This is a genomic window from Salmonella sp. SAL04213 (assembly GCF_046550535.1).
Taxonomy (GTDB): Bacteria; Pseudomonadota; Gammaproteobacteria; order Enterobacterales; family Enterobacteriaceae; genus Salmonella; species Salmonella enterica.
Map to the genome: position 1 here is coordinate 310014 of NZ_JBGDXS010000006.1, position 18821 is coordinate 328834.

Here is an 18821-nt window from a genome sequence, read left to right on the forward strand (position 1 = left end):
CACAGAAAAAGATAAACTCTGCCCATACGGTATAAAATCACTGCTCATTTTTTAATCTAAGGTAATGGTAATGTCCGCTCTTTGTCCGCTACTGACTCCGCCTGCTTCGGAAGCATTGCTGTTAGCCCAGGCGCGGCAGCTTTCCGGCTATACGTTAGGCGAGCTGGCGGCGATGGCCGGCATTACCACGCCTAAAGATTTGAAGCGAGACAAAGGCTGGATCGGCGTCTTGTTGGAGATCTGGCTCGGCGCCAGCGCCGGGAGCAAGCCGGAGCAGGATTTCGCCGCGTTAGGCGTAGAACTGAAAACCATCCCGGTGGATAGTCTGGGTCGTCCTCTGGAAACAACCTTTGTTTGCGTGGCGCCGTTAACCGGTAACAGCGGCGTGACCTGGGAGACAAGTCACGTACGGCATAAATTGAAGCGCGTGCTATGGGTGCCTGTCGAAGGCGATCGCAGCATACCGTTAGCCGAACGCCGCGTAGGTTCGCCGCTACTCTGGAGTCCGAGTGAAGAAGAGGACAGGCAGCTACGCCTCGACTGGGAAGAGCTGATGGACATGATAGTGCTGGGCCAGGTGGAACGCATTACCGCCCGTCATGGCGAAGTCTTGCAACTGCGACCCAAAGCCGCCAATGCCAGGGCGCTCACCGAGGCTATCGGCGCGCGCGGGGAACCTATTTTGACGCTACCGCGTGGATTTTATCTGAAAAAAAATTTTACGCAGGCGCTGCTGGCTCGCCATTTTTTATTGCAAAATCCGTAACGTCCATTACACGCAAATGCGCCTCCGCTATGGCTACGCGTCGGACCGACGCTCGATAAACGTAAGCGTATTGTCGCCGCTATTTTACACCGTTCCTGGTTGCGCAAATTCAGCCTGGGCTTTCGCCCGTCACTCGACGGGCCTATAATTACCGCTTCTTTTTTTGGCAGGACTTTGTTCGATGTTATTTGCATGGATAACCGATCCTAATGCCTGGCTGGCGCTCGGTACGCTGACGCTGCTGGAGATTGTACTTGGGATCGACAACATTATTTTTCTTTCTCTGGTGGTAGCAAAACTTCCTACGGCGCAACGGAACCACGCACGGCGGCTTGGGTTGGCGGCGGCGATGGTCATGCGCCTGGCGCTGCTGGCGTCAATCGCCTGGGTCACTCGTCTGACTAATCCGCTGTTTGAGCTTTTCGGCGAAGCGATTTCCGCCCGCGATCTCATTCTGTTACTGGGCGGGTTATTTTTAATCTGGAAAGCCAGCAAGGAGATCCATGAGTCCATCGAAGGCGAAGAAGAAGGGTTAAAAACCCGGGTTTCTTCTTTCCTGGGCGCAATTGTACAGATTATGCTGCTGGATATTATTTTCAGCCTTGATTCAGTTATCACAGCGGTTGGCCTCTCCGATCATCTGTTTATTATGATGGCGGCAGTCGTTATTGCCGTGGGCGTCATGATGTTTGCGGCACGGCCCATCGGCGAGTTTGTCGATCGCCATCCGTCGGTAAAAATGCTGGCGCTCTCCTTTCTGATCCTGGTTGGCTTTACCCTGATTCTGGAAAGTTTCGACGTTCACGTTCCGAAAGGGTATATCTATTTCGCCATGTTCTTCTCTATCGCAGTAGAGAGCCTGAACCTGTTGCGTAATAAAAAGAATCCGCTGTAATCCTGTCTCGCTCCCCCGCCGGGGAGCGAATACTCACTTTATTTCCTTTCTTCTCACAGATTAAGATTTTGCTGCTTCCGACATGCAGAGCTGCGCGTTATTACTAGACTATTATCAGACATATGATTAACAGACTATTATCAGATGCAGGCTACGTGAGGACAAACGGATGAAAAAGTGGGCAGTTGTAATTTCCGCAGTAGGGTTGGCTTTTGCGGTATCCGGATGCAGCAGCGATTATGTAATGGCGACGAAAGATGGTCGTATGATCCTGACCGATGGAAAACCGCAAGTTGACGATGATACCGGTCTGGTCAGCTATACCGATGCACAGGGAAACGAGATGCAAATCAACCGTGACGAAGTGTCTCAAATCATCGAACGTTAAGCGGTGGCCTGTGATCGAGGTCAGCGTTCTGCAAGCCTTCAGGCTGCGTCCCGTAACGGTGCGTGGTGACCACGCCCGGTAACAATTACGCCGCGCAGCCTGCAATTTTACTTTCCCTTTTGCCTTCCCTCTGCCATTTTTATTGTCCTTTGTCGGGAATTTCTGACTTCATAATAAAAAGGAAACGGCTATGCACTATCACCGTATACCCCACAGCTCGCTCGAAGTAAGTACGCTAGGGCTGGGCACAATGACATTTGGTGAACAAAACAGCGAAGCCGACGCTCACGCACAGCTCGACTATGCCATCGCAAATGGCATTAACCTTATCGACGCCGCCGAGATGTATCCGGTACCGCCGCGCCCGGAAACACAAGGGCTGACGGAATCCTATATCGGTAACTGGCTCGCCAAACGCGGCAACCGTGAAAAACTGATCATCGCCAGCAAAGTCAGCGGACCGGCACGTAATAATGATCAAGGCATCCGGCCTCATCAGGCGCTGGATCGTAAAAATATTCGCGAAGCGCTACACGACAGTTTGACCCGGTTGCAGACCGACTATCTGGATTTGTATCAGGTGCACTGGCCGCAGCGCTCCACTAACTGCTTCGGTAAACTCGGCTATAACTGGACAGACTCCACGCCAGTAGTAAGTCTACTGGAGACGTTAGACGCGCTAAGTGAGTTTCAGCGAGCGGGTAAGATTCGTTATATTGGCGTTTCAAATGAGACAGCGTTTGGCGTTATGCGCTATCTGCATCTGGCGGAAAAACATGACCTGCCGCGTATTGTCACGATCCAGAACCCCTATAGCCTGTTAAACCGCAGCTACGAGGTCGGACTGGCGGAAGTCAGCCAGTATGAAGGTGTTGAATTGCTCGCCTACTCCTGTCTGGCGTTTGGCACATTAACCGGTAAATACCTGAACGGGGCCAAACCCGCAGGCGCGCGGAATACCTTGTTCAGCCGCTTCACACGTTACAGCGGCGAACAGGCGCAAAAAGCCGTTGCCGCCTACGTCGATATCGCGAAGCGTCACAATCTTGATCCGGCGCAGATGGCGCTGGCCTTTGTTCGCCGCCAGCCGTTTGTCGCCAGTACGTTACTGGGCGCAACCACGATGGCGCAGCTCAAGACGAATGTGGAAAGTCTGCATCTGACGTTAAGCGAAGAGGTCCTGGCGGAGATTGAGGCGGCGCATCAGGTTTATACCTACCCGGCGCCGTGATAGTCAGTGCCCGGTGGCGCTACGCTTCCGGGCTTACAGAGACAATGTAAGCCGGATAACGCGCACTCGCCGCCCGGCATATTCACTCAGTATGATGCCTGCCGGCGCTGCCAGATCCACAGCGCCGCGATCGCCAGCGCGAACAGCACGCCAAAGCCGATACCTATCGCCACTGCCGGAACGCCAACCAGCACCGCCAGCGAGTACAGTCCCAGCATTAATAGCATGGCGCTATTCTCGCCCAGATTTTGTACGGCAATGGCATTCCCGGCGCCAACGCTCTTCTTACCGCGCTCCTGGAGCAAGGCGTTGAGCGGCACCACAAAAAAGCCGCCCAGCATACCTATCAACAGCAACAAGGCATAAGCAGGCAGCAATGCGTGCTGTAATGAGAAGATCGCAACCACAACGCCAATCAAAATCCCGGCGGGCATACAGCGCGATACGGTCTCCAGCGTCACCAGTTTTGCCGCCGCGCCCGCGCCGACCACAATGCCTACCGCCACCATGGCGTTCAGGTAAGTCGGCGTGGCGTTATCCGTAATACCCAGCGCCACCGGCACCCACAGCACCAGCAGAAAACGCAGCGTCACGCCTGCGCCCCAGAATAGCCCGGTCCCCACCAGCGAAAACCGCGTTTCACCGTTACGCCAAAGGACAACGCAAGCGCTGAAGAAACTACGCGTCATCGCCGACAACCGCCAGGATTGTCCTGGACGCGCCGCCACAAGCTTCGGGATAAACAGGTTCGCCGCCACTGCGCCAGCGTAGGCCAACGCGCAGGCAACCAGCGCGGCGATGACATGCCAGTCGGCCAATACGCCGCCCGCGACGGAACCGAGCAAAATCGCCGCAATCGTAGAGGCTTCCATCAGGCCATTGGCTTTCACCAGCTTATCGCCCGTCGTCAGTTCGCCCAGAATACCGTATTTCGCCGGAGAATAAGCCGCCGCGCCAATCCCGACCAACGTATAACCGACAAAAGGATTTATGCCGAGGCAGATACCTGCCGCTCCCGCCAGTTTAAGACCATTGGCGACCATCATCACCCGGCCTTTGGCAAAGCTGTCCGCTATCTGGCCGACAAACGGCGCAAAAAGAATGTAAGCGCCCACAAACACCATTTGCAAAACAGGTTGGCTCCAGTCCGGATAAAACTGAGCTTTCAGCAGTGCCAGCGTCGCAAACAGCAGCGCATTATCGCCAAAAGCCGAGAGAAACTGCGCGACAATCACCGACAGCATCCCTTTCGACCAGATGGAGGTGTTAGTACGTACTGACTCACTCATGATGTTGTTCCGGCGCATCCACCCAACTTTTCAGCGTCACAAAATCGGGTTTCCCGCTGCCAAGCAAGGGAAGCTGTTTCAGATAACGGATATCACGCGGGACGGCAAGTTCCGGAATACCGTGTTCACGGGCATAGTGCTGTAATTTTTCTCGGGTGAGTTCGCTGTCAGTCGTAAACAGTACCAGCGCTTCACCTTTGCTGGCATCGCTTTTAATGGCGGTAGCGTGCATTTTGTCCGCCGAAACGCCAAGCGCCAGTTGCTCGACCATCTCCAGCGAGACCATTTCGCCAGCAATTTTCGCAAAGCGTTTCGCGCGCCCCTGAATCTGCACAAAACCATTTTCATCGAAGCGTACAATATCGCCCGTGTCGTACCAGCCGCGCTCGGTTTCGCCTCTGGCGTTTTCCGCTGACGGCACCTCCAGCACGCCCGGTTTTTCCACGCGCAGATAGCCATTCATGATATTCGGCCCTTTCAGCTGTAGCCGACCGCCGTTTTCAATACCGGGCACCGCCAGCAGACGCGCGTCCATGCCAGGCAGAATGCGGCCAACAGTGCCAGGCTTAGCCGCCATCGGCACGTTAATCGAGACTACTGGCGCGCATTCCGTTACCCCGTAGCCCTCAAGAATGCGCAGACCGAATTTATCCTGCCACAGTTGTTTGGTGCTCTCCTGAAGTTTTTCCGCACCGGCCACCACATAGCGCAGGCGATAAAAATCATACGGATTGGCAAAGCGCGCATAGTTGCCGAGGAAGGTTGACGTACCAAACAGCACGGTACAGTTACGGTCATAGACCAGTTCTGGCACAATGCGGTAGTGCAGCGGACTTGGATAAAGAAACACTTCCGCGCCGGTCAACAACGGCGTAAACAGGCCCACCGTCAAACCGAACGAGTGAAAGAGCGGCAGCGCCGACATAAAACGGTCATTGGCGGTGAAATCCGCAATCGTTTTTATCTGCTCGACGTTCGCCAGAATGCTTTTATGGCTGTGCACCACCCCTTTCGGGTGCCCTTCCGAGCCGGAGGTAAAAAGAATAATCGCCGCGTCTTCCGGCTGCTGTTTTACCTGCGCCAGTCGCGGCGCCAGGAGGTGGGCAAAAATCCACAGCTTGTCGGTGGGCGTGACGTCCGCTTTTAAATCTTCCAGGTAAACCCAGCGAACCTGCGTTAGCTGTTCCGGCAGGTGCCATAATTTACCTTTATCGAGGAACTGGCGGGAGGTAAAAATCGTTTTAATTTCCGCCGCGGTAATCGCGCTGGTCAGCCCTTTTACCCCCGCCGTGTAGTTCATCATGGCCGGAATGCGGCGACGAGAAACCGCGCCGAAAATCACCGCCGCGCTGATGGCGGCATTCGGCAGCATTAAACCGATTTTCTCGCCCTCAACGCTGTACTTTTCCAGAATCCGGCCAACAAAAAGCGTCTTGGTCAGTAACTTACGATACGTATCCGGCGTAAAGTTAATGTCCTCAATACAGTTTTTACCCGCGCCGTAACGATATTGCGCCGCCAGCAACGATTCGTATAACGTCTCGCGCGGGCGCACCGCCATACGCGCTTCCATCATGATCTGGTGCAGCATCTCACCCGCTATCTTACGTCTGTCGCGCGCGCGCGGCGCTTCCGGCATCGGTATTTGCGTCGGCGGTAAAATATGAAGCTGAATGCGGGGGAATAAGCGCCGTTTAACCAGACCTTTCAGGCGGCTGAAAGGGGTAAGCTCCGCGCCGTCAATGCGGAGCGGAATGACGGTTGCGCCCGATTTTGCCGCCACAAAGCCTGCGCCGTCATAAATTTTCATCAGCGAGCCGGTCACGGAAATCCGCCCTTCCGGGAAAATCACCACTGGACGCCCCTGTTCCACCAGACGTACCAGGTGTTTAATGGACATGGGTTTAGTGGGATCGAGCGGTACAAAATCGATCAGCGGCGTTAACCAGCGCATATACCATTGCTGGCTGATGGAGGTATATACCGCAAAGACAGGCCGTACCGGCAAAAACAGCGCCAGTAGCATACCATCGATAAATGAAACGTGATTGGGGGTAATTAAGACCCGGTTCCCCTGTAGCGCCCGGACATCGCCAGTGACGCGCACACGATAAAGCACGCGAAACAGGTTACGGAAAAATCCAAACAGCATTTCAACTCCCTTTGGCCGACAATTCGCTAAAACATGAATTGTGGCAGATTACACGAGTTGCGTAACAGGAGCGATAGCAAAATAGGTTCGAAAAAAAACCTGCGCATCCGCGCAGGTTGGTGCAAGAGACAGGTACGAAGAGCGTACCGAATAATCTCACCAATCAATACCTCTGGGATCTTGATTGTGGGCTTCGCGCGTCTGCATCGCCAGTCCGAAAACGCAAAGGAATAAACGGAAATGCAACGAGTTGTGTAAATTATCCGTTACTGTTACAGGTTCAGGCGAAACAAAAAAAAACCTGCGCATCTCTACGCAGGTTGGTGTAATTCGTGTGATCAACAATGACGTTGATTCCACCTATCAATACCTCTGGGATCACCACTCTATCAACCTGACTCGCTGGCCTGCCAGCAGACAATCGCAACAGCGCTTCGCAAACTGTAACGAAAGATTTGTATTGTCACTTTACAGACGCATTTCTCCCGTACAGGTCACATTTGCCCGACACGGCGGGGCAAGAGGCTTGAACAGACGTTCATTTTCCGTAAAACTGGCGTAATGTAAGCGTTTACCCACTATAGGTATTATCATGGCGACCATAAAAGATGTAGCCCGACTGGCCGGTGTTTCAGTCGCCACCGTTTCTCGCGTTATTAACGATTCGCCAAAAGCCAGCGAAGCGTCCCGGCTGGCGGTGACCAGCGCAATGGAGTCCCTGAGCTATCACCCTAACGCCAACGCGCGCGCGCTGGCACAGCAGGCAACGGAAACCCTCGGTCTGGTGGTCGGCGACGTTTCCGATCCTTTTTTCGGCGCGATGGTGAAAGCCGTTGAACAGGTGGCGTATCACACCGGCAATTTTTTACTGATTGGCAACGGGTATCATAACGAACAAAAAGAGCGTCAGGCTATTGAACAGTTGATTCGTCATCGTTGCGCAGCGTTAGTGGTGCACGCCAAAATGATTCCGGATGCGGACCTGGCCTCATTAATGAAGCAAATCCCCGGCATGGTGCTGATTAACCGCATTTTACCGGGGTTAGAACACCGCTGTGTCGCGCTGGATGACCGTTACGGGGCATGGCTGGCGACCCGACATCTGATCCAGCAAGGTCATACGCGTATTGGGTATATCTGTTCCAACCACACCATCTCTGATGCCGAAGATCGCCTGAGGGGCTATTACGATGCGCTGGCGGAAAGCCATATCCCGGCTAACGATCGGCTGGTGACGTTCGGCGAACCGGATGAAAGCGGCGGCGAGCAGGCGATGACTGAGTTATTAGGCCGCGGCAGACATTTTACCGCGGTGGCCTGCTATAACGACTCGATGGCGGCCGGCGCGATGGGAGTATTAAATGATAATGGCGTGGGGGTGCCGGGCGAAGTATCGCTCATCGGTTTTGATGATGTACTGGTCTCACGCTATGTGCGTCCCCGACTGACCACCATTCGGTATCCGATCGTCACCATGGCGACACAGGCGGCGGAGCTGGCCTTAGCGCTGGCAGGGAAATGCCCTACGCCAGAAGTAACTCATGTATTTAGTCCGACACTGGTACGCCGACATTCGGTGTCCACGCCGACGGATACCGGGCACCTGTCGACAACCGATTAATCAGGGTAGCATGATGGCGACAATGCTGGATGTTTCCCGCCATGCGGGCGTATCAAAGGCCACCGTCTCACGAGTGCTGAATGGGACGGGGCAGGTAAAAGAAAGCACGCGCCAGAAAGTGTTTACGGCGATGCAGGCTCTGGACTATCGCCCCAACCTGCTGGCACGCTCGCTGGCAAATCGCACCAGCAACAGCATCGGTCTGGTCGTCTCTACGTTTGACGGCTTCTATTTTGGCAGTTTGTTGCGCCGGGCGTCGCGCCAGGCGGAGTTTCATAACAAGCAGTTGATCGTCACCGATGGTCACGATACGCCGGAACGAGAGCAGAAAGCCGTACAAATGTTGGCCGACAGACAGTGCGACGCTATTATTCTTTACACTCGCTATATGGATGAGCCGGCGATTTTGTCGTTGATTGACGCCACGGAAATGCCGCTGGTGATTATTAATCGCAACGTCACTCAGGCCCGCGATCGCGCTATTTTCTTCGAGCAGGAGACGGCGGCATTCCAGGCGGTGGAATACCTGATTACGCAGGGCCATCGCGATATCGCCTGTATTACGCTGCCTGTTCATACTCCCACCGGCACATCACGCGTAGCGGGTTATCGCAAGGCGCTGGAAAAGTATGGTATTCCCTGGCAACCGGCAAAAGTGAAATACGGCGATTACACGCTGACGCGCGGCTATGACGCCTGCCGGGAATTACTGGAGGAAGGCGTCACGTTTAGCGCGCTATTCGCCTGTAATGATGACACGGCGCTGGGCGCGGCAAAAGCGCTGCGCCAGGCCGGATTACGCATCCCGCAGGATGTGTCGCTGTTTGGTTTTGACGATGCGCCGGGCGCAACCTGGCTTGAACCGGGGCTTTCAACAGTCTATTTACCCATCGAGGATATGATAGCCACCGCGATCGATCAGGCCGTTCGTCTGGCGAACAGCGAGCCGGTCGCCCCGATCCCACCCTTTACCGGCACGCTGATTCTGCGCGAGTCCGTCGCCGCAGGCCCGTTTTTTCAACGTCCGGCCTAATGATGCGCTTCAGAGCATCTCCAGCGCTAACAGCTCTTCAATGGTCTGACGACGGCGGATCAGCCGCGCCTGTCCATTGTCAAACAGCACTTCCGGCAGGAGCGGGCGGCTGTTGTAATTCGATGACATAGACGCGCCGTACGCGCCGGTATCGTGCAATACGAGGTAATCGCCGGGGATGACCGCAGGTAAGGCGCGTGTTTCAACCATTCCCCCTTCCTGCTGCGTAAAAACATCGCCTGATTCGCATAGCGGCCCGGCGACCACCGTCTCGACCCACGGGCCATTTTCAAGCGCGCGACCATCCGCCGCCAGCGCCGAAATACGGTGATAGCTACCGTACATCGCCGGGCGCATCAGATCGTTAAAACCCGCATCTACCAGCACGAAATGGCGGCTTCCCATCTGTTTTACGCTACGCACCTGCGTTACCAGCACGCCCGATTGCGCCACCAGAAAACGTCCGGGTTCGATCTCAAGTTTGACCGCATGTCCCAGATGGCGGGCGATTTGCTCGCGCGCCGCGTTCCACAGGCCATAGTAATGGCGCGTATCAACGGGCTCTTCTCCCTCACGATAAGGTATCGAGAGTCCGCCGCCTGCCGAAATCGCGTCCAAATCCTGACCACATTCCAGCACCTGGCGAACCATCGCGCCGCAAACCTGCTCCAGATGACCATAATCGACGCCGGAACCAATGTGCATATGGATACCGACAAGTTTCAGTCGGTATTTCTGCATTACCGCCAGCGCCGCCGGAAGATCGCTATGCCAGATGCCGTGTTTGCTGTTTTCGCCCCCGGTGTTGGTTTTCTGGCTGTGGCCGTGACCAAAGCCAGGATTCACGCGCAACCAGACGCGATGCCCAGGCGAAACCTGACCAAGCTGCGTCAGCATATCTACCGAGCCGGCATTGACCGGAATATGCAGTTCACTGACGCGCGCCAGCGTGGCGGCGTCAATCACATCGGCGGTAAAAACGATATCATCAGGGCACGTTTGCGGATCGTAGCCCGCCGCCAGCGCACGTTCGATCTCCCCCAATGAAACAGAATCCACCTTGACACCCTGCGCGCGCATTAAGCGCAGGATATGAATGTTCGAACAGGCTTTTTGCGCAAAACGCACGACGTCAAACTGCTGCAGGGCGGCTATCTGACGGCGAATAATGTGCGCGTCATAAACCCAGACCGGACAGCCGAATTCAGCAGGCAATCTGAGCAAATTTTCAGCGTTAAGGTCAGTTTCAGCGTGATAATGCGGCAATGACATAACAAACTCCGGAACAGGCTTTTTAACGATTACGCCATACCTTAGAAAGAATAAAAAATATCGTTTTATTGTCAGTCTATGCAAAAATGATATGGGATAAATGATTCAGGGAAACGTATGGCTGCCGTTAATTTACGTCACATTGAAATTTTTCACGCCGTAATGACTGCCGGAAATCTCACCGAAGCGGCGCGGCTGCTGCATACCTCGCAGCCTACCGTCAGTCGCGAGCTGGCGCGTTTTGAGAAAGTGCTGGGATTAACGCTGTTTGAGCGCACACGCGGGCGCTTACATCCGACGGTGCAAGGGCTACGCCTGTTCGAAGAGGTTCAACGCTCCTGGTATGGGTTGGATCGTATCGTCAGCGCGGCGGAAAGTCTGCGCGAGTTCCGTCAGGGCGAACTCTCTATCGCCTGCCTGCCGGTCTTTTCACAATCCTTTTTGCCGCCGCTACTACCGCCTTTTCTGGCGCGTTATCCGGATGTCAGCCTGAATATTGTGCCGCAGGAGTCGCCGTTGCTGGAAGAGTGGCTCTCCGCTCAGCGCCACGATTTAGGGCTGACGGAGACGCTTCATGCCCCGGCAGGAACAACCCGTACCGAGTTACTAACGCTAAATGAAGTGTGCGTACTGCCCTGCGACCATCCGCTTGCCGCCAAAACGGTACTGACGCCAGACGATTTTCAGGGGGAAAACTTTATCAGCCTCTCCCGCCTGGACAGCTATCGACAGTTGTTGGATACGTTATTTGCCGAACATCAGGTGAAGCGCAGAATGGTGGTGGAAACGCATAGCGCGGCCTCCGTCTGCGCGATGGTGCGCGCCGGGGCGGGCGTTTCGATCGTTAACCCGCTGACCGCGCTGGACTATGCCGCCAGCGGCGTCACCGTTCGCCGCTTCAGCATTGACGTGCCCTTTACCGTCAGCCTGATTCGCCCGCTACACCGCCCCGCCTCCGCGCTGGTTGACGCCTTCAGTAAGCATTTACAAACGCATCTTTCGCGCCTGGTCGAACCGCTGGAGGTTATTCTGGGGCCGATGACGAAAGCATAAAGCTCACGGCATCTGCGGCATGAATTGCCGTGGTATCGAAAACCGGTAGCGCGCTTTGCGTCTGGGGAACAAGCAAACCTATTTCAGTGCAGCCAAAAATAACGCCCTGCGCGCCTTGCGCAGCCAGTTGTTCGATAACCTGTAAATAATAGTGGCGCGACGCGTCAGTGAATGTCCCCTGGCAGAGCTCGTCAAAAATGACCTGATTGATACGCGCCCGATCGTCCGCCTCCGGCACGATGGTCTCAATCGCAAATTGCTGTTCCAGCCGCCCGCGATAAAAATCCTGCTCCATCGTATAGCGGGTCCCTAATAGCGCCACGCGATGCAACCCCTGACGGGCGATAGCTCGCCCGGTAGCATCCGCGATGTGTAGGAAAGGCAGAGAACAACGAGATTCAATAACGTGCGCGATTTTATGCATGGTGTTGGTACACAGCACAATGCCTTCTGCGCCCGCCTGCTGTAACCCCTGGGCGGCCTGCGCCAGGATATCGCCCGCTTTATCCCACTCGCCGCGGCGTTGACATACTTCAATATCGTGGAAATCTACGCTATGCAGCAGTAAGCTCGCCGAGTGCAGGCCTCCCAGCTGCTGTTTAATGCCTTCATTGATTAAACGGTAATAAGGGATAGTCGATTCCCAGCTCATACCACCCAACAGTCCGATCGTTTTCACTGCGCTCTCCTTTTTGTAAAGCATTATGGCAGTGAAGCAAACTTACACATCCGTTTCCAGTCTATTTTTCATCATGCCGGATAACAGGCGTTATCCGGCATGGGAGGGGGGATTACACGCCAATATTTCTTAGCTTCTCGCCCGCCATTAGCTTGCGTTCGATATGCTCCAGGGTGACATTTTTGGTTTCCGGAATCAGCCAGAAAGTGATACCGATAAAAGCGATATTCAGCGCGGTGTAGAGCCAGAATGTACCTGCCGCGCCAATGCTGTCCAACAGTGTCAGGAATGTCGCGCCGATGATCATGTTCGATACCCAGTTTGTCGTGGTTGAACAGGTAATGCCAAAATCACGACATTTCAGCGGCTGGATTTCCGAACACAGTATCCACACCACCGGAGCGGCGCTCATCGCGTAACCGGCGATACACATCATCGTCATCCCAACGGAAAGCCAGGAGAGACCGCTTGATGCCGTACCGTTATCAAACTGCATCAGGCAGTAGCCCAACACCAATGTCCCTAACGCCATTACGCTGAAACCGATTTTTAACGCCGGTTTACGCCCGGCCTTATCGACCGTAAAGACGGCGATAAACGTCGCGAACATAAAGGTCAGTCCGACCACCAGCGTAGCGATCATTTGCTGTTCCGTGGTGGTAAAACCGGCCATTTTAAAAATGCGCGGCGCATAGTACATAATGATGTTCATGCCGGTGAACTGCTGCATTGCCTGTAGCAACATACCGAGGAACACGGCGCGGCGAACATTACGGTTAGCTTTAAATAATGCCCACCCGCCCTGCTTGAGTTTGAGGCTTTCCCGAATTTCATTCAGTTCATCACGGGCTTTTTCCGAGGTATCGCGCAGCATACGCAGCACCTCTTCCGCTTCAATATGGCGACCTTTTTGCGCCAGCCAACGCGGACTATTCGGCAGGAATACCACCAGAATAATGAGCAACACCGCAGGCAGCGCCAGCACGCCCAACATCGCGCGCCAGTTGCCGCTGTAGCTGAATGCCGTATCGGATAAAAAAGCCAGCACAATGCCTAACGTCACCATCAGTTGATACATACTGATCATTTTGCCGCGAACATTTTCACTTGCCATTTCAGAGAGATAAAGCGGCGCGGTATAGGACGCAATCCCTACTGCTACGCCCAGTATCACGCGGGCGCCAATCAATACTTCCACGCTGGAAGCAAACGCCGACCCCAGCGAGCCGAGCACGAACAAAATCGCGCCAGCCATCAGGCTATACTTACGCCCCAGCCGGAATGAAAGCCAGCCGTTAAATAATGCGCCAATTGCCGCGCCAAGCATCATACTGCTGACGACCCACTCCTGCAGCCGGCTGGTCAGTACGAAATGGTCGGTAATAAAAGGCAGCGCCCCGGCGATAACGCCGATATCCAGACCAAATAACAGTCCCGCTACCGCTGCAGAAACCGAAACAAACATATTCATACGTCGTGTGTCGCGAAGCGAACGCGGCGTTAAAGCAGAGTCATGATTAATAGAGACCATATTTTCCTGCCACAACAGAGTAAGACATAGCCTGAAAGTACGGGATACTCTTCCTCAAGTGTCAGGCTGGAAACGGCATAAATATGGATTAAATGGCTACGCTATAGCGATATGTGATGGATATTACACTTTTTAAATTTAACGCCGTTGCCGGGTATTTTTTCAAACCACCAATATTTCAATAAGTTAAAGCATTGATCATAGCTATTATTTAACAATATATGGATTAAGTTAAACCCACAATATGGACTATGCTAATGAGATCATAAAAAAACCCTGTACGAGGACAGGGCTTTATCAGTTTTTTCGGCCAAAGCGTCGATTTTCCCAGAAACGCATTTGTCAGTAGCGGATTAACGCGCCAGCCAACCGCCATCTACCGCTATGGTATAGCCGTTAATATAATCAGCGGCGCTGGATGCCAGGAAGACTACCGGCCCCATTAAATCGCCCGGTAGCCCCCAACGTCCAGCCGGAATACGGTCGAGAATTTCGGCGCTACGTTGTGCATCAGCGCGCAATTGCTGGGTATTATTCGTGGACATATAGCCCGGCGCGATGGCGTTTACATTGATATTGTGTTTCGCCCACTCGTTCGCCATCAGACGCGTTATTCCCATTACGCCGCTTTTCGACGCGGTATAAGACGGAACGCGAATGCCGCCCTGGAAGGAAAGCATAGACGCGATATTAATAATTTTGCCGCCGTTGCCCTGGGCAATAAAATGTTTTGCCGCCGCCTGAGACATAAAGAACACGCTCTTGATGTTCAGGTTCATGACGTCATCCCAGTCTTTTTCCGTGAAATCAATCGCATCTTCACGACGGATTAAACCCGCGTTATTCACCAGAATATCAATATGACCGTATTCCGCCACCGCCCGTTCCAGTAATGCCGGAATACCATCGATTTGACGCAGATCGGCTGTCAGGCTTAAAAAACGACGTCCCAGAGCGGTGACGCGCGCAATAGTTTCCGTCGGTTCAACAATGTTAATACCGACAATGTCACAGCCCGCTTCCGCCAGCCCTAACGCCATCCCCTGCCCCAATCCGGTATCGCACCCCGTCACAACCGCGACTTTACCTTCAAGAGAAAATGCATTCAAAATCATTGTTAATCCTTATTTTTGTCATGCCTGTCACGCACAGGCGTTATCACCGGTCGCGACTAGCGCAGATCTTGTACCGCAACGTGATCCATGTCATCGAAGACCTGATTTTCTCCCACCATGCCCCAAATAAACGTATAGGCTTTGGTGCCAACGCCGGAATGTATTGACCAGCTTGGGGAAATAACCGCCTGTTCATTACGCATCACAATATGACGGGTTTCCTGAGGCTGCCCCATCATATGGAAAACGCAACTGTCCTCTTCCATATTGAAATAGAGGTACACTTCCATACGGCGCTCATGGGTATGGCATGGCATGGTGTTCCATAGATTGCCGGGCGCCAGTTCGGTGAGTCCCATACTGAGCTGACAGGTTTCCAGTACATCCGGTACGAAGTATTTATTGATAATGCGACGGTTACTGGTGAGGTTATCGCCTAAGGTGACGGGCGCAACGTCGGCAGGCGACACTTTTTTCGTCGGATAAGCGGTATGCGCTGGCGCGCAGTTGTAATAAAACTTCGCCGGTCTGCTCGCCTCATTGCTGACGAAGACCAGCTCTTTCGCCCCTTTACCAATATACAGAGCATCACGATGACCAATATCATGGCGCTGCCCGTCAACGATAATGGCGCCCGCGCCGCCAATATTAATGACGCCCAGCTCGCGGCGGTCCAGTAACCGGGAAACGCCAAGCTGTTTACCCACCTCTCCGCCGATTTCAACAGAATGGCTGACGGGCATAATGCCGCCGACAATAATACGGTCGATATGGCTGTAGACCATCGTATATTCATCAGCGACAAAAATATTTTCTATTAAAAACTCGCGTCGCAGCGCCTGGGTGTCCAGCGTTTTAGCGTGCTCGCTATGGATACTTTGCCTTACGTCCACCTTTCCCTCCAATGATAAATCGATCGCAATGGCATAAAATCAAAACACTGTTTTGATTTATTTAACGGCATCATAGTCGCCTGGATAAAGGTTTTCAACAATAAATAAAATAACGTTTCATTTTTATGTCTGGTTATTTTTAAAACTGCTGTAGCGATCACGATCGGCGCTAAAACTTACGCACTTGTCTGATTTTCAGACATGTGCGCCAGATGCTGTATGCGGTTACTCAGATAAAAATTGGAGCTTGTTTTGGAACGAGGTCTGATGTGCGAATTGAATTAAAAGCGGTATGCGTCTGCAATGCCCGACGCGGCAAAACGTTCTGTGCTATAACGAAAAAGGGGGTTCTGTCACTGGCTTTGCCCTCGTGATAGAGGGCTTTTTACAACGGAATACTGAAGCAGGAAAAGGATGGCTGGCGCAGGATCAGTCGCGTTCAATGGTTAAAGCAACGCCCTGGCCGCCACCGATACACAGCGTCGCCAGACCTTTTCGCGCGTCGCGTTTAACCATTTCGTGCACCAGTGAAACCAGAATTCGACAACCGGAAGCGCCAATGGGATGCCCCAGCGCAATCGCGCCGCCATTAACGTTTACCCGTCGCTCATCCCATTCCAGCATTTTTCCTACCGACAACGCCTGGGCGGCAAACGCTTCGTTGGCTTCGATAAGGTCGACCTCCGTCAGTTGCCAGCCGGCACGCTCCAGACAGCGCCGGGTAGCATATACCGGCGCAATCCCCATTAGCGCAGGATCGACGCCGACGCTGGCAAACGCGCGGATGCGCGCCAGCACCGGCAGCCCCAGCGCCTGGGCTTTCGCCTCGCTCATCATCATCACCGCGGCGGCGCCATCGTTGATTGAGGAGGCATTACCCGCCGTCACCGAACCTAAACTATCAAACGCCGGATGCAGCAGGGCTAACCCCTCCGCACTGGCGTCGGCCCGCGGTTGTTCATCCGTATCGACAATTGCGGTCTGCCCATTACGTTGCGTGACGATGGGGACAATCTCATCTTTAAAACGCCCGGTATCAATCGCGGCCCTGGCTTTTTGCTGCGAACTGAGCGCATAAGCATCCTGTAACTCGCGGCTGATGCCATATTCCCGCGCCAGGTTTTCTGCCGTCACGCCAATGTGATAATCGTTGAAGGCATCCCATAAGCCATCATGTACCAGACTATCCACCAGATTGTCGGCATCAGGCAACGCGCCGCTACGGCTGTCATTGAGGACATGCGGCGCACGGCTCATATTCTCCTGCCCGCCCGCAATAACAATGTCCGCTTCGCCGCACTGAATAGCCTGCGTCGCCAGGTGCAACGCTTTTAAACCGGAACCACAAACGTCATTAATGGTAATGGCGGAAACGGTAGTCGGCAGCCCTCCTTTGATGGCTGACTGGCGCGCCGGATTCTGCCCGGCGCCAGCCGTCAGCACCTGACCGAGGATGACCTCATCGATAGCGTTAGCGTCCACGCCGGTGCGCTCAATTAACGCTTTTACGACCATGCTCCCCAGCTCGACGGCGGAATGACGGGCCAGCGTTCCCTGAAAACAGCCGATGGGTGTCCGTAAAGCCCCCACTATCACAACCTCTTTCATTACCACCTCAGCGCAAAATGACACCGCCATAGTAGAGCATTGTTAAAATTAGTTATCTTGATTGTTTAAAAAAAGTGAGTTTTATCACAAAGGAAATGACGCTGATTTGACGGTGACGCAGCTTATTTCTGCTGCAAATGGTAGCGAAGCCAGTTCCCTGCCGTTCCGGGCGGCGTCTTCTTGTTCCACAGCAAATCAATAGCAATCGCCCTCGGCCAGCCAGGAACATCCAGCTGCGCCAGCGGTTTTTCCGCCGCAAACTCTTCCACCAGCGCGCAGGGCAATACGCACCAGCCAAATCCCTGAACCGCCATGCTCAACAGCAATAAATAGTTTGGCGCTGACCAGGCCGGGCCGCGCGTAATGTTGGCGTTAGAGTCAAGGTAGGTATTCAGACGCAGCTCGCGCCAGGTATGCAGTTGTTCCCATTGCAGGTTCGTCTGCGACGCCAACGGATGCGTGGTCGCCACATAAACTCCCATCCAGCTTTGAACAGGCAGACGCGTCGCGCCAATGTCTGTGGGATAGTCATCACGCGCTTCAATCAGGCCTATCTGGGCGCGCCCTTTTTGCAGCAGGTCGATGACATCATCATTTTCTCCGATCAAACATTCAAACTCGGTATGCGGAAATTGACGATCAAACTGCGCCATTAACTCTTCCAGACTGTCAGGGTGCAGGGTATCAGAGAGGACGAACGTGAGTCTTGCCTCCGTCTCGCCGGATAACGTCAGCGCCACCTCATCCAGACGGTCGCTCGCCGATAAAATAGCCTGAACATAGCTAAGCACCCGTTTTCCTTCTTCGGTCAGAACGGGCTGGCGCGATGATCGATCAAATAATGAAAATCCCAGATCCGCCTCCAGATGCGCAATGGCGGTACTAATGGTGGACTGGCTTTTACGCAGGCGGCGCGCCGCCGCAGAAAATGAACCGCAAGAAACGGTCTCAACAAATGCCATTAACGCTTCAGGTGAGTAACGCATAACCTATCTACTTTATCGATGGATATTATCTTTTAGGTATCACATTAAACGATAAAATAGCGGAAATTTCTTTAGTTTGATTAAGAGTAAGGTTTTTTCGTTTATGCAACATGACGCCATACAACGTCGCTCGCTGCCGGAGCGTATTTTCCATGCTGTCTGTTTTGAAGGTATTGCGACTGCGATACTGGCGCCAACGACCGCCTGGCTAATGCAGCGCTCGGTGCTGGAGATGGGTAATGACTCCAACTTATTGATAGTGTTTTATGTTCAGATAATGCCCGATGACTTTGTCATGCAGCTCCACCG

At 53.7% G+C, this 18821-nt stretch carries 17 protein-coding genes and 1 pseudogene; 8 read left to right on the forward strand and 10 right to left on the reverse strand.

The genetic code is table 11. The annotated features are described in order from the left end of the window. The first annotated feature begins 70 nt into the window (after positions 1–70). The 4 genes from mutH to ACLJPQ_RS16715 all read left to right on the forward strand — a co-directional run bounded on the left by mutH (position 71) and on the right by ACLJPQ_RS16715 (position 3280). Positions 71–766, forward strand: coding sequence for a DNA mismatch repair endonuclease MutH (mutH, locus tag ACLJPQ_RS16700; protein WP_001274930.1), 696 nt, complete (start codon positions 71–73; stop codon positions 764–766). Positions 767–947: 181 nt separating this feature from the next. Continuing rightward, on the forward strand, positions 948–1661 hold the full coding sequence (locus ACLJPQ_RS16705) for a TerC family protein (RefSeq protein ID WP_000895635.1): 714 nt from the start codon (positions 948–950) through the stop codon (positions 1659–1661). Positions 1662–1830: 169 nt separating this feature from the next. After that, positions 1831–2049, forward strand: coding sequence for a YgdI/YgdR family lipoprotein (locus tag ACLJPQ_RS16710; RefSeq protein ID WP_000758662.1), 219 nt, complete (start codon positions 1831–1833; stop codon positions 2047–2049). Between the two features lie 190 nt (positions 2050–2239). After that, positions 2240–3280, forward strand: a complete 1041-nt coding sequence (locus ACLJPQ_RS16715) for an NADP(H)-dependent aldo-keto reductase (protein WP_079962272.1) — start codon at positions 2240–2242, stop codon at positions 3278–3280. 86 nt (positions 3281–3366) lie between these two features. Here ACLJPQ_RS16715 and lplT read toward each other — a convergent pair whose 3' ends face one another. Together lplT and aas are read right to left on the reverse strand one after the other, a co-directional pair. Beyond that, positions 3367–4569, reverse strand: coding sequence for a lysophospholipid transporter LplT (gene lplT / locus ACLJPQ_RS16720; RefSeq protein WP_000004679.1), 1203 nt, complete (start codon positions 4567–4569; stop codon positions 3367–3369). Next, entirely contained in the window at positions 4562–6721 is a 2160-nt protein-coding gene (gene aas, locus ACLJPQ_RS16725; RefSeq protein ID WP_024156659.1) for a bifunctional acyl-ACP--phospholipid O-acyltransferase/long-chain-fatty-acid--ACP ligase, read from the reverse strand. The genes lplT and aas overlap by 8 nt, the downstream gene beginning before the upstream one ends. A 592-nt stretch (positions 6722–7313) precedes the next feature. Here aas and galR point away from each other — a divergent pair. Together galR and ACLJPQ_RS16735 are read left to right on the forward strand one after the other, a co-directional pair. After that, positions 7314–8342: an HTH-type transcriptional regulator GalR gene (gene galR / locus ACLJPQ_RS16730; RefSeq protein ID WP_000201028.1), complete on the forward strand. Its 1029-nt coding sequence runs from the start codon at positions 7314–7316 to the stop codon at positions 8340–8342. A 10-nt stretch (positions 8343–8352) separates the two neighbouring features. Next, the gene (locus tag ACLJPQ_RS16735; RefSeq protein WP_000968338.1) at positions 8353–9375 is read left to right on the forward strand and encodes a LacI family DNA-binding transcriptional regulator; all 1023 of its coding nucleotides are present in this window, start codon (positions 8353–8355) and stop codon (positions 9373–9375) included. 9 nt (positions 9376–9384) lie between these two features. Here the strand turns inward: ACLJPQ_RS16735 and lysA are convergent, their stop codons facing one another. Then, on the reverse strand, positions 9385–10647 hold the full coding sequence (lysA, locus tag ACLJPQ_RS16740) for a diaminopimelate decarboxylase (protein WP_000056581.1): 1263 nt from the start codon (positions 10645–10647) through the stop codon (positions 9385–9387). Positions 10648–10764: 117 nt separating this feature from the next. Here lysA and ACLJPQ_RS16745 point away from each other — a divergent pair, with 117 nt between their 5' ends. Further along, on the forward strand, positions 10765–11700 hold the full coding sequence (locus ACLJPQ_RS16745) for a LysR family transcriptional regulator (protein ID WP_000741798.1): 936 nt from the start codon (positions 10765–10767) through the stop codon (positions 11698–11700). Here ACLJPQ_RS16745 and ACLJPQ_RS16750 read toward each other — a convergent pair. The 6 genes from ACLJPQ_RS16750 to ACLJPQ_RS16775 all read right to left on the reverse strand — a co-directional run bounded on the left by ACLJPQ_RS16750 (position 11672) and on the right by ACLJPQ_RS16775 (position 18512). Further along, complete coding sequence (locus tag ACLJPQ_RS16750; RefSeq protein ID WP_000848633.1) at positions 11672–12379, reverse strand: aspartate/glutamate racemase; 708 nt, start codon at positions 12377–12379, stop codon at positions 11672–11674. The genes ACLJPQ_RS16745 and ACLJPQ_RS16750 overlap by 29 nt on opposite strands. 112 nt (positions 12380–12491) lie before the next feature. Beyond that, positions 12492–13910 (reverse strand): arabinose-proton symporter AraE, encoded by a 1419-nt coding sequence (araE, locus tag ACLJPQ_RS16755; protein ID WP_000253650.1) that lies wholly within the window; start codon positions 13908–13910, stop codon positions 12492–12494. Between the two features lie 353 nt (positions 13911–14263). Further along, complete coding sequence (kduD, locus tag ACLJPQ_RS16760) at positions 14264–15025, reverse strand: 2-dehydro-3-deoxy-D-gluconate 5-dehydrogenase KduD (RefSeq protein ID WP_000602490.1); 762 nt, start codon at positions 15023–15025, stop codon at positions 14264–14266. A 56-nt stretch (positions 15026–15081) separates the two neighbouring features. Further along, entirely contained in the window at positions 15082–15918 is an 837-nt protein-coding gene (gene kduI, locus ACLJPQ_RS16765; RefSeq protein ID WP_080184775.1) for a 5-dehydro-4-deoxy-D-glucuronate isomerase, read from the reverse strand. Between the two features lie 429 nt (positions 15919–16347). After that, positions 16348–17526 (reverse strand): acetyl-CoA C-acetyltransferase, encoded by a 1179-nt coding sequence (locus ACLJPQ_RS16770; RefSeq protein ID WP_000665977.1) that lies wholly within the window; start codon positions 17524–17526, stop codon positions 16348–16350. A gap of 122 nt (positions 17527–17648) precedes the next feature. Further along, on the reverse strand, positions 17649–18512 hold the full coding sequence (locus ACLJPQ_RS16775) for a LysR family transcriptional regulator (RefSeq protein WP_001270769.1): 864 nt from the start codon (positions 18510–18512) through the stop codon (positions 17649–17651). A gap of 103 nt (positions 18513–18615) precedes the next feature. On the opposite strand from ACLJPQ_RS16775, the pseudogene ACLJPQ_RS16780 reads away from it, so the two are divergent. Next, positions 18616–18768, forward strand: a pseudogene (locus tag ACLJPQ_RS16780) (chlorhexidine efflux transporter); the annotation flags it as partial. On the opposite strand, the gene ACLJPQ_RS16785 reads toward ACLJPQ_RS16780, so the two are convergent. Further along, positions 18763–18819 (reverse strand): IS1 family transposase, encoded by a 57-nt coding sequence (locus ACLJPQ_RS16785; RefSeq protein WP_003032489.1) that lies wholly within the window; start codon positions 18817–18819, stop codon positions 18763–18765. The pseudogene ACLJPQ_RS16780 and the gene ACLJPQ_RS16785 overlap by 6 nt on opposite strands. Positions 18820–18821 lie beyond the last annotated feature (2 nt).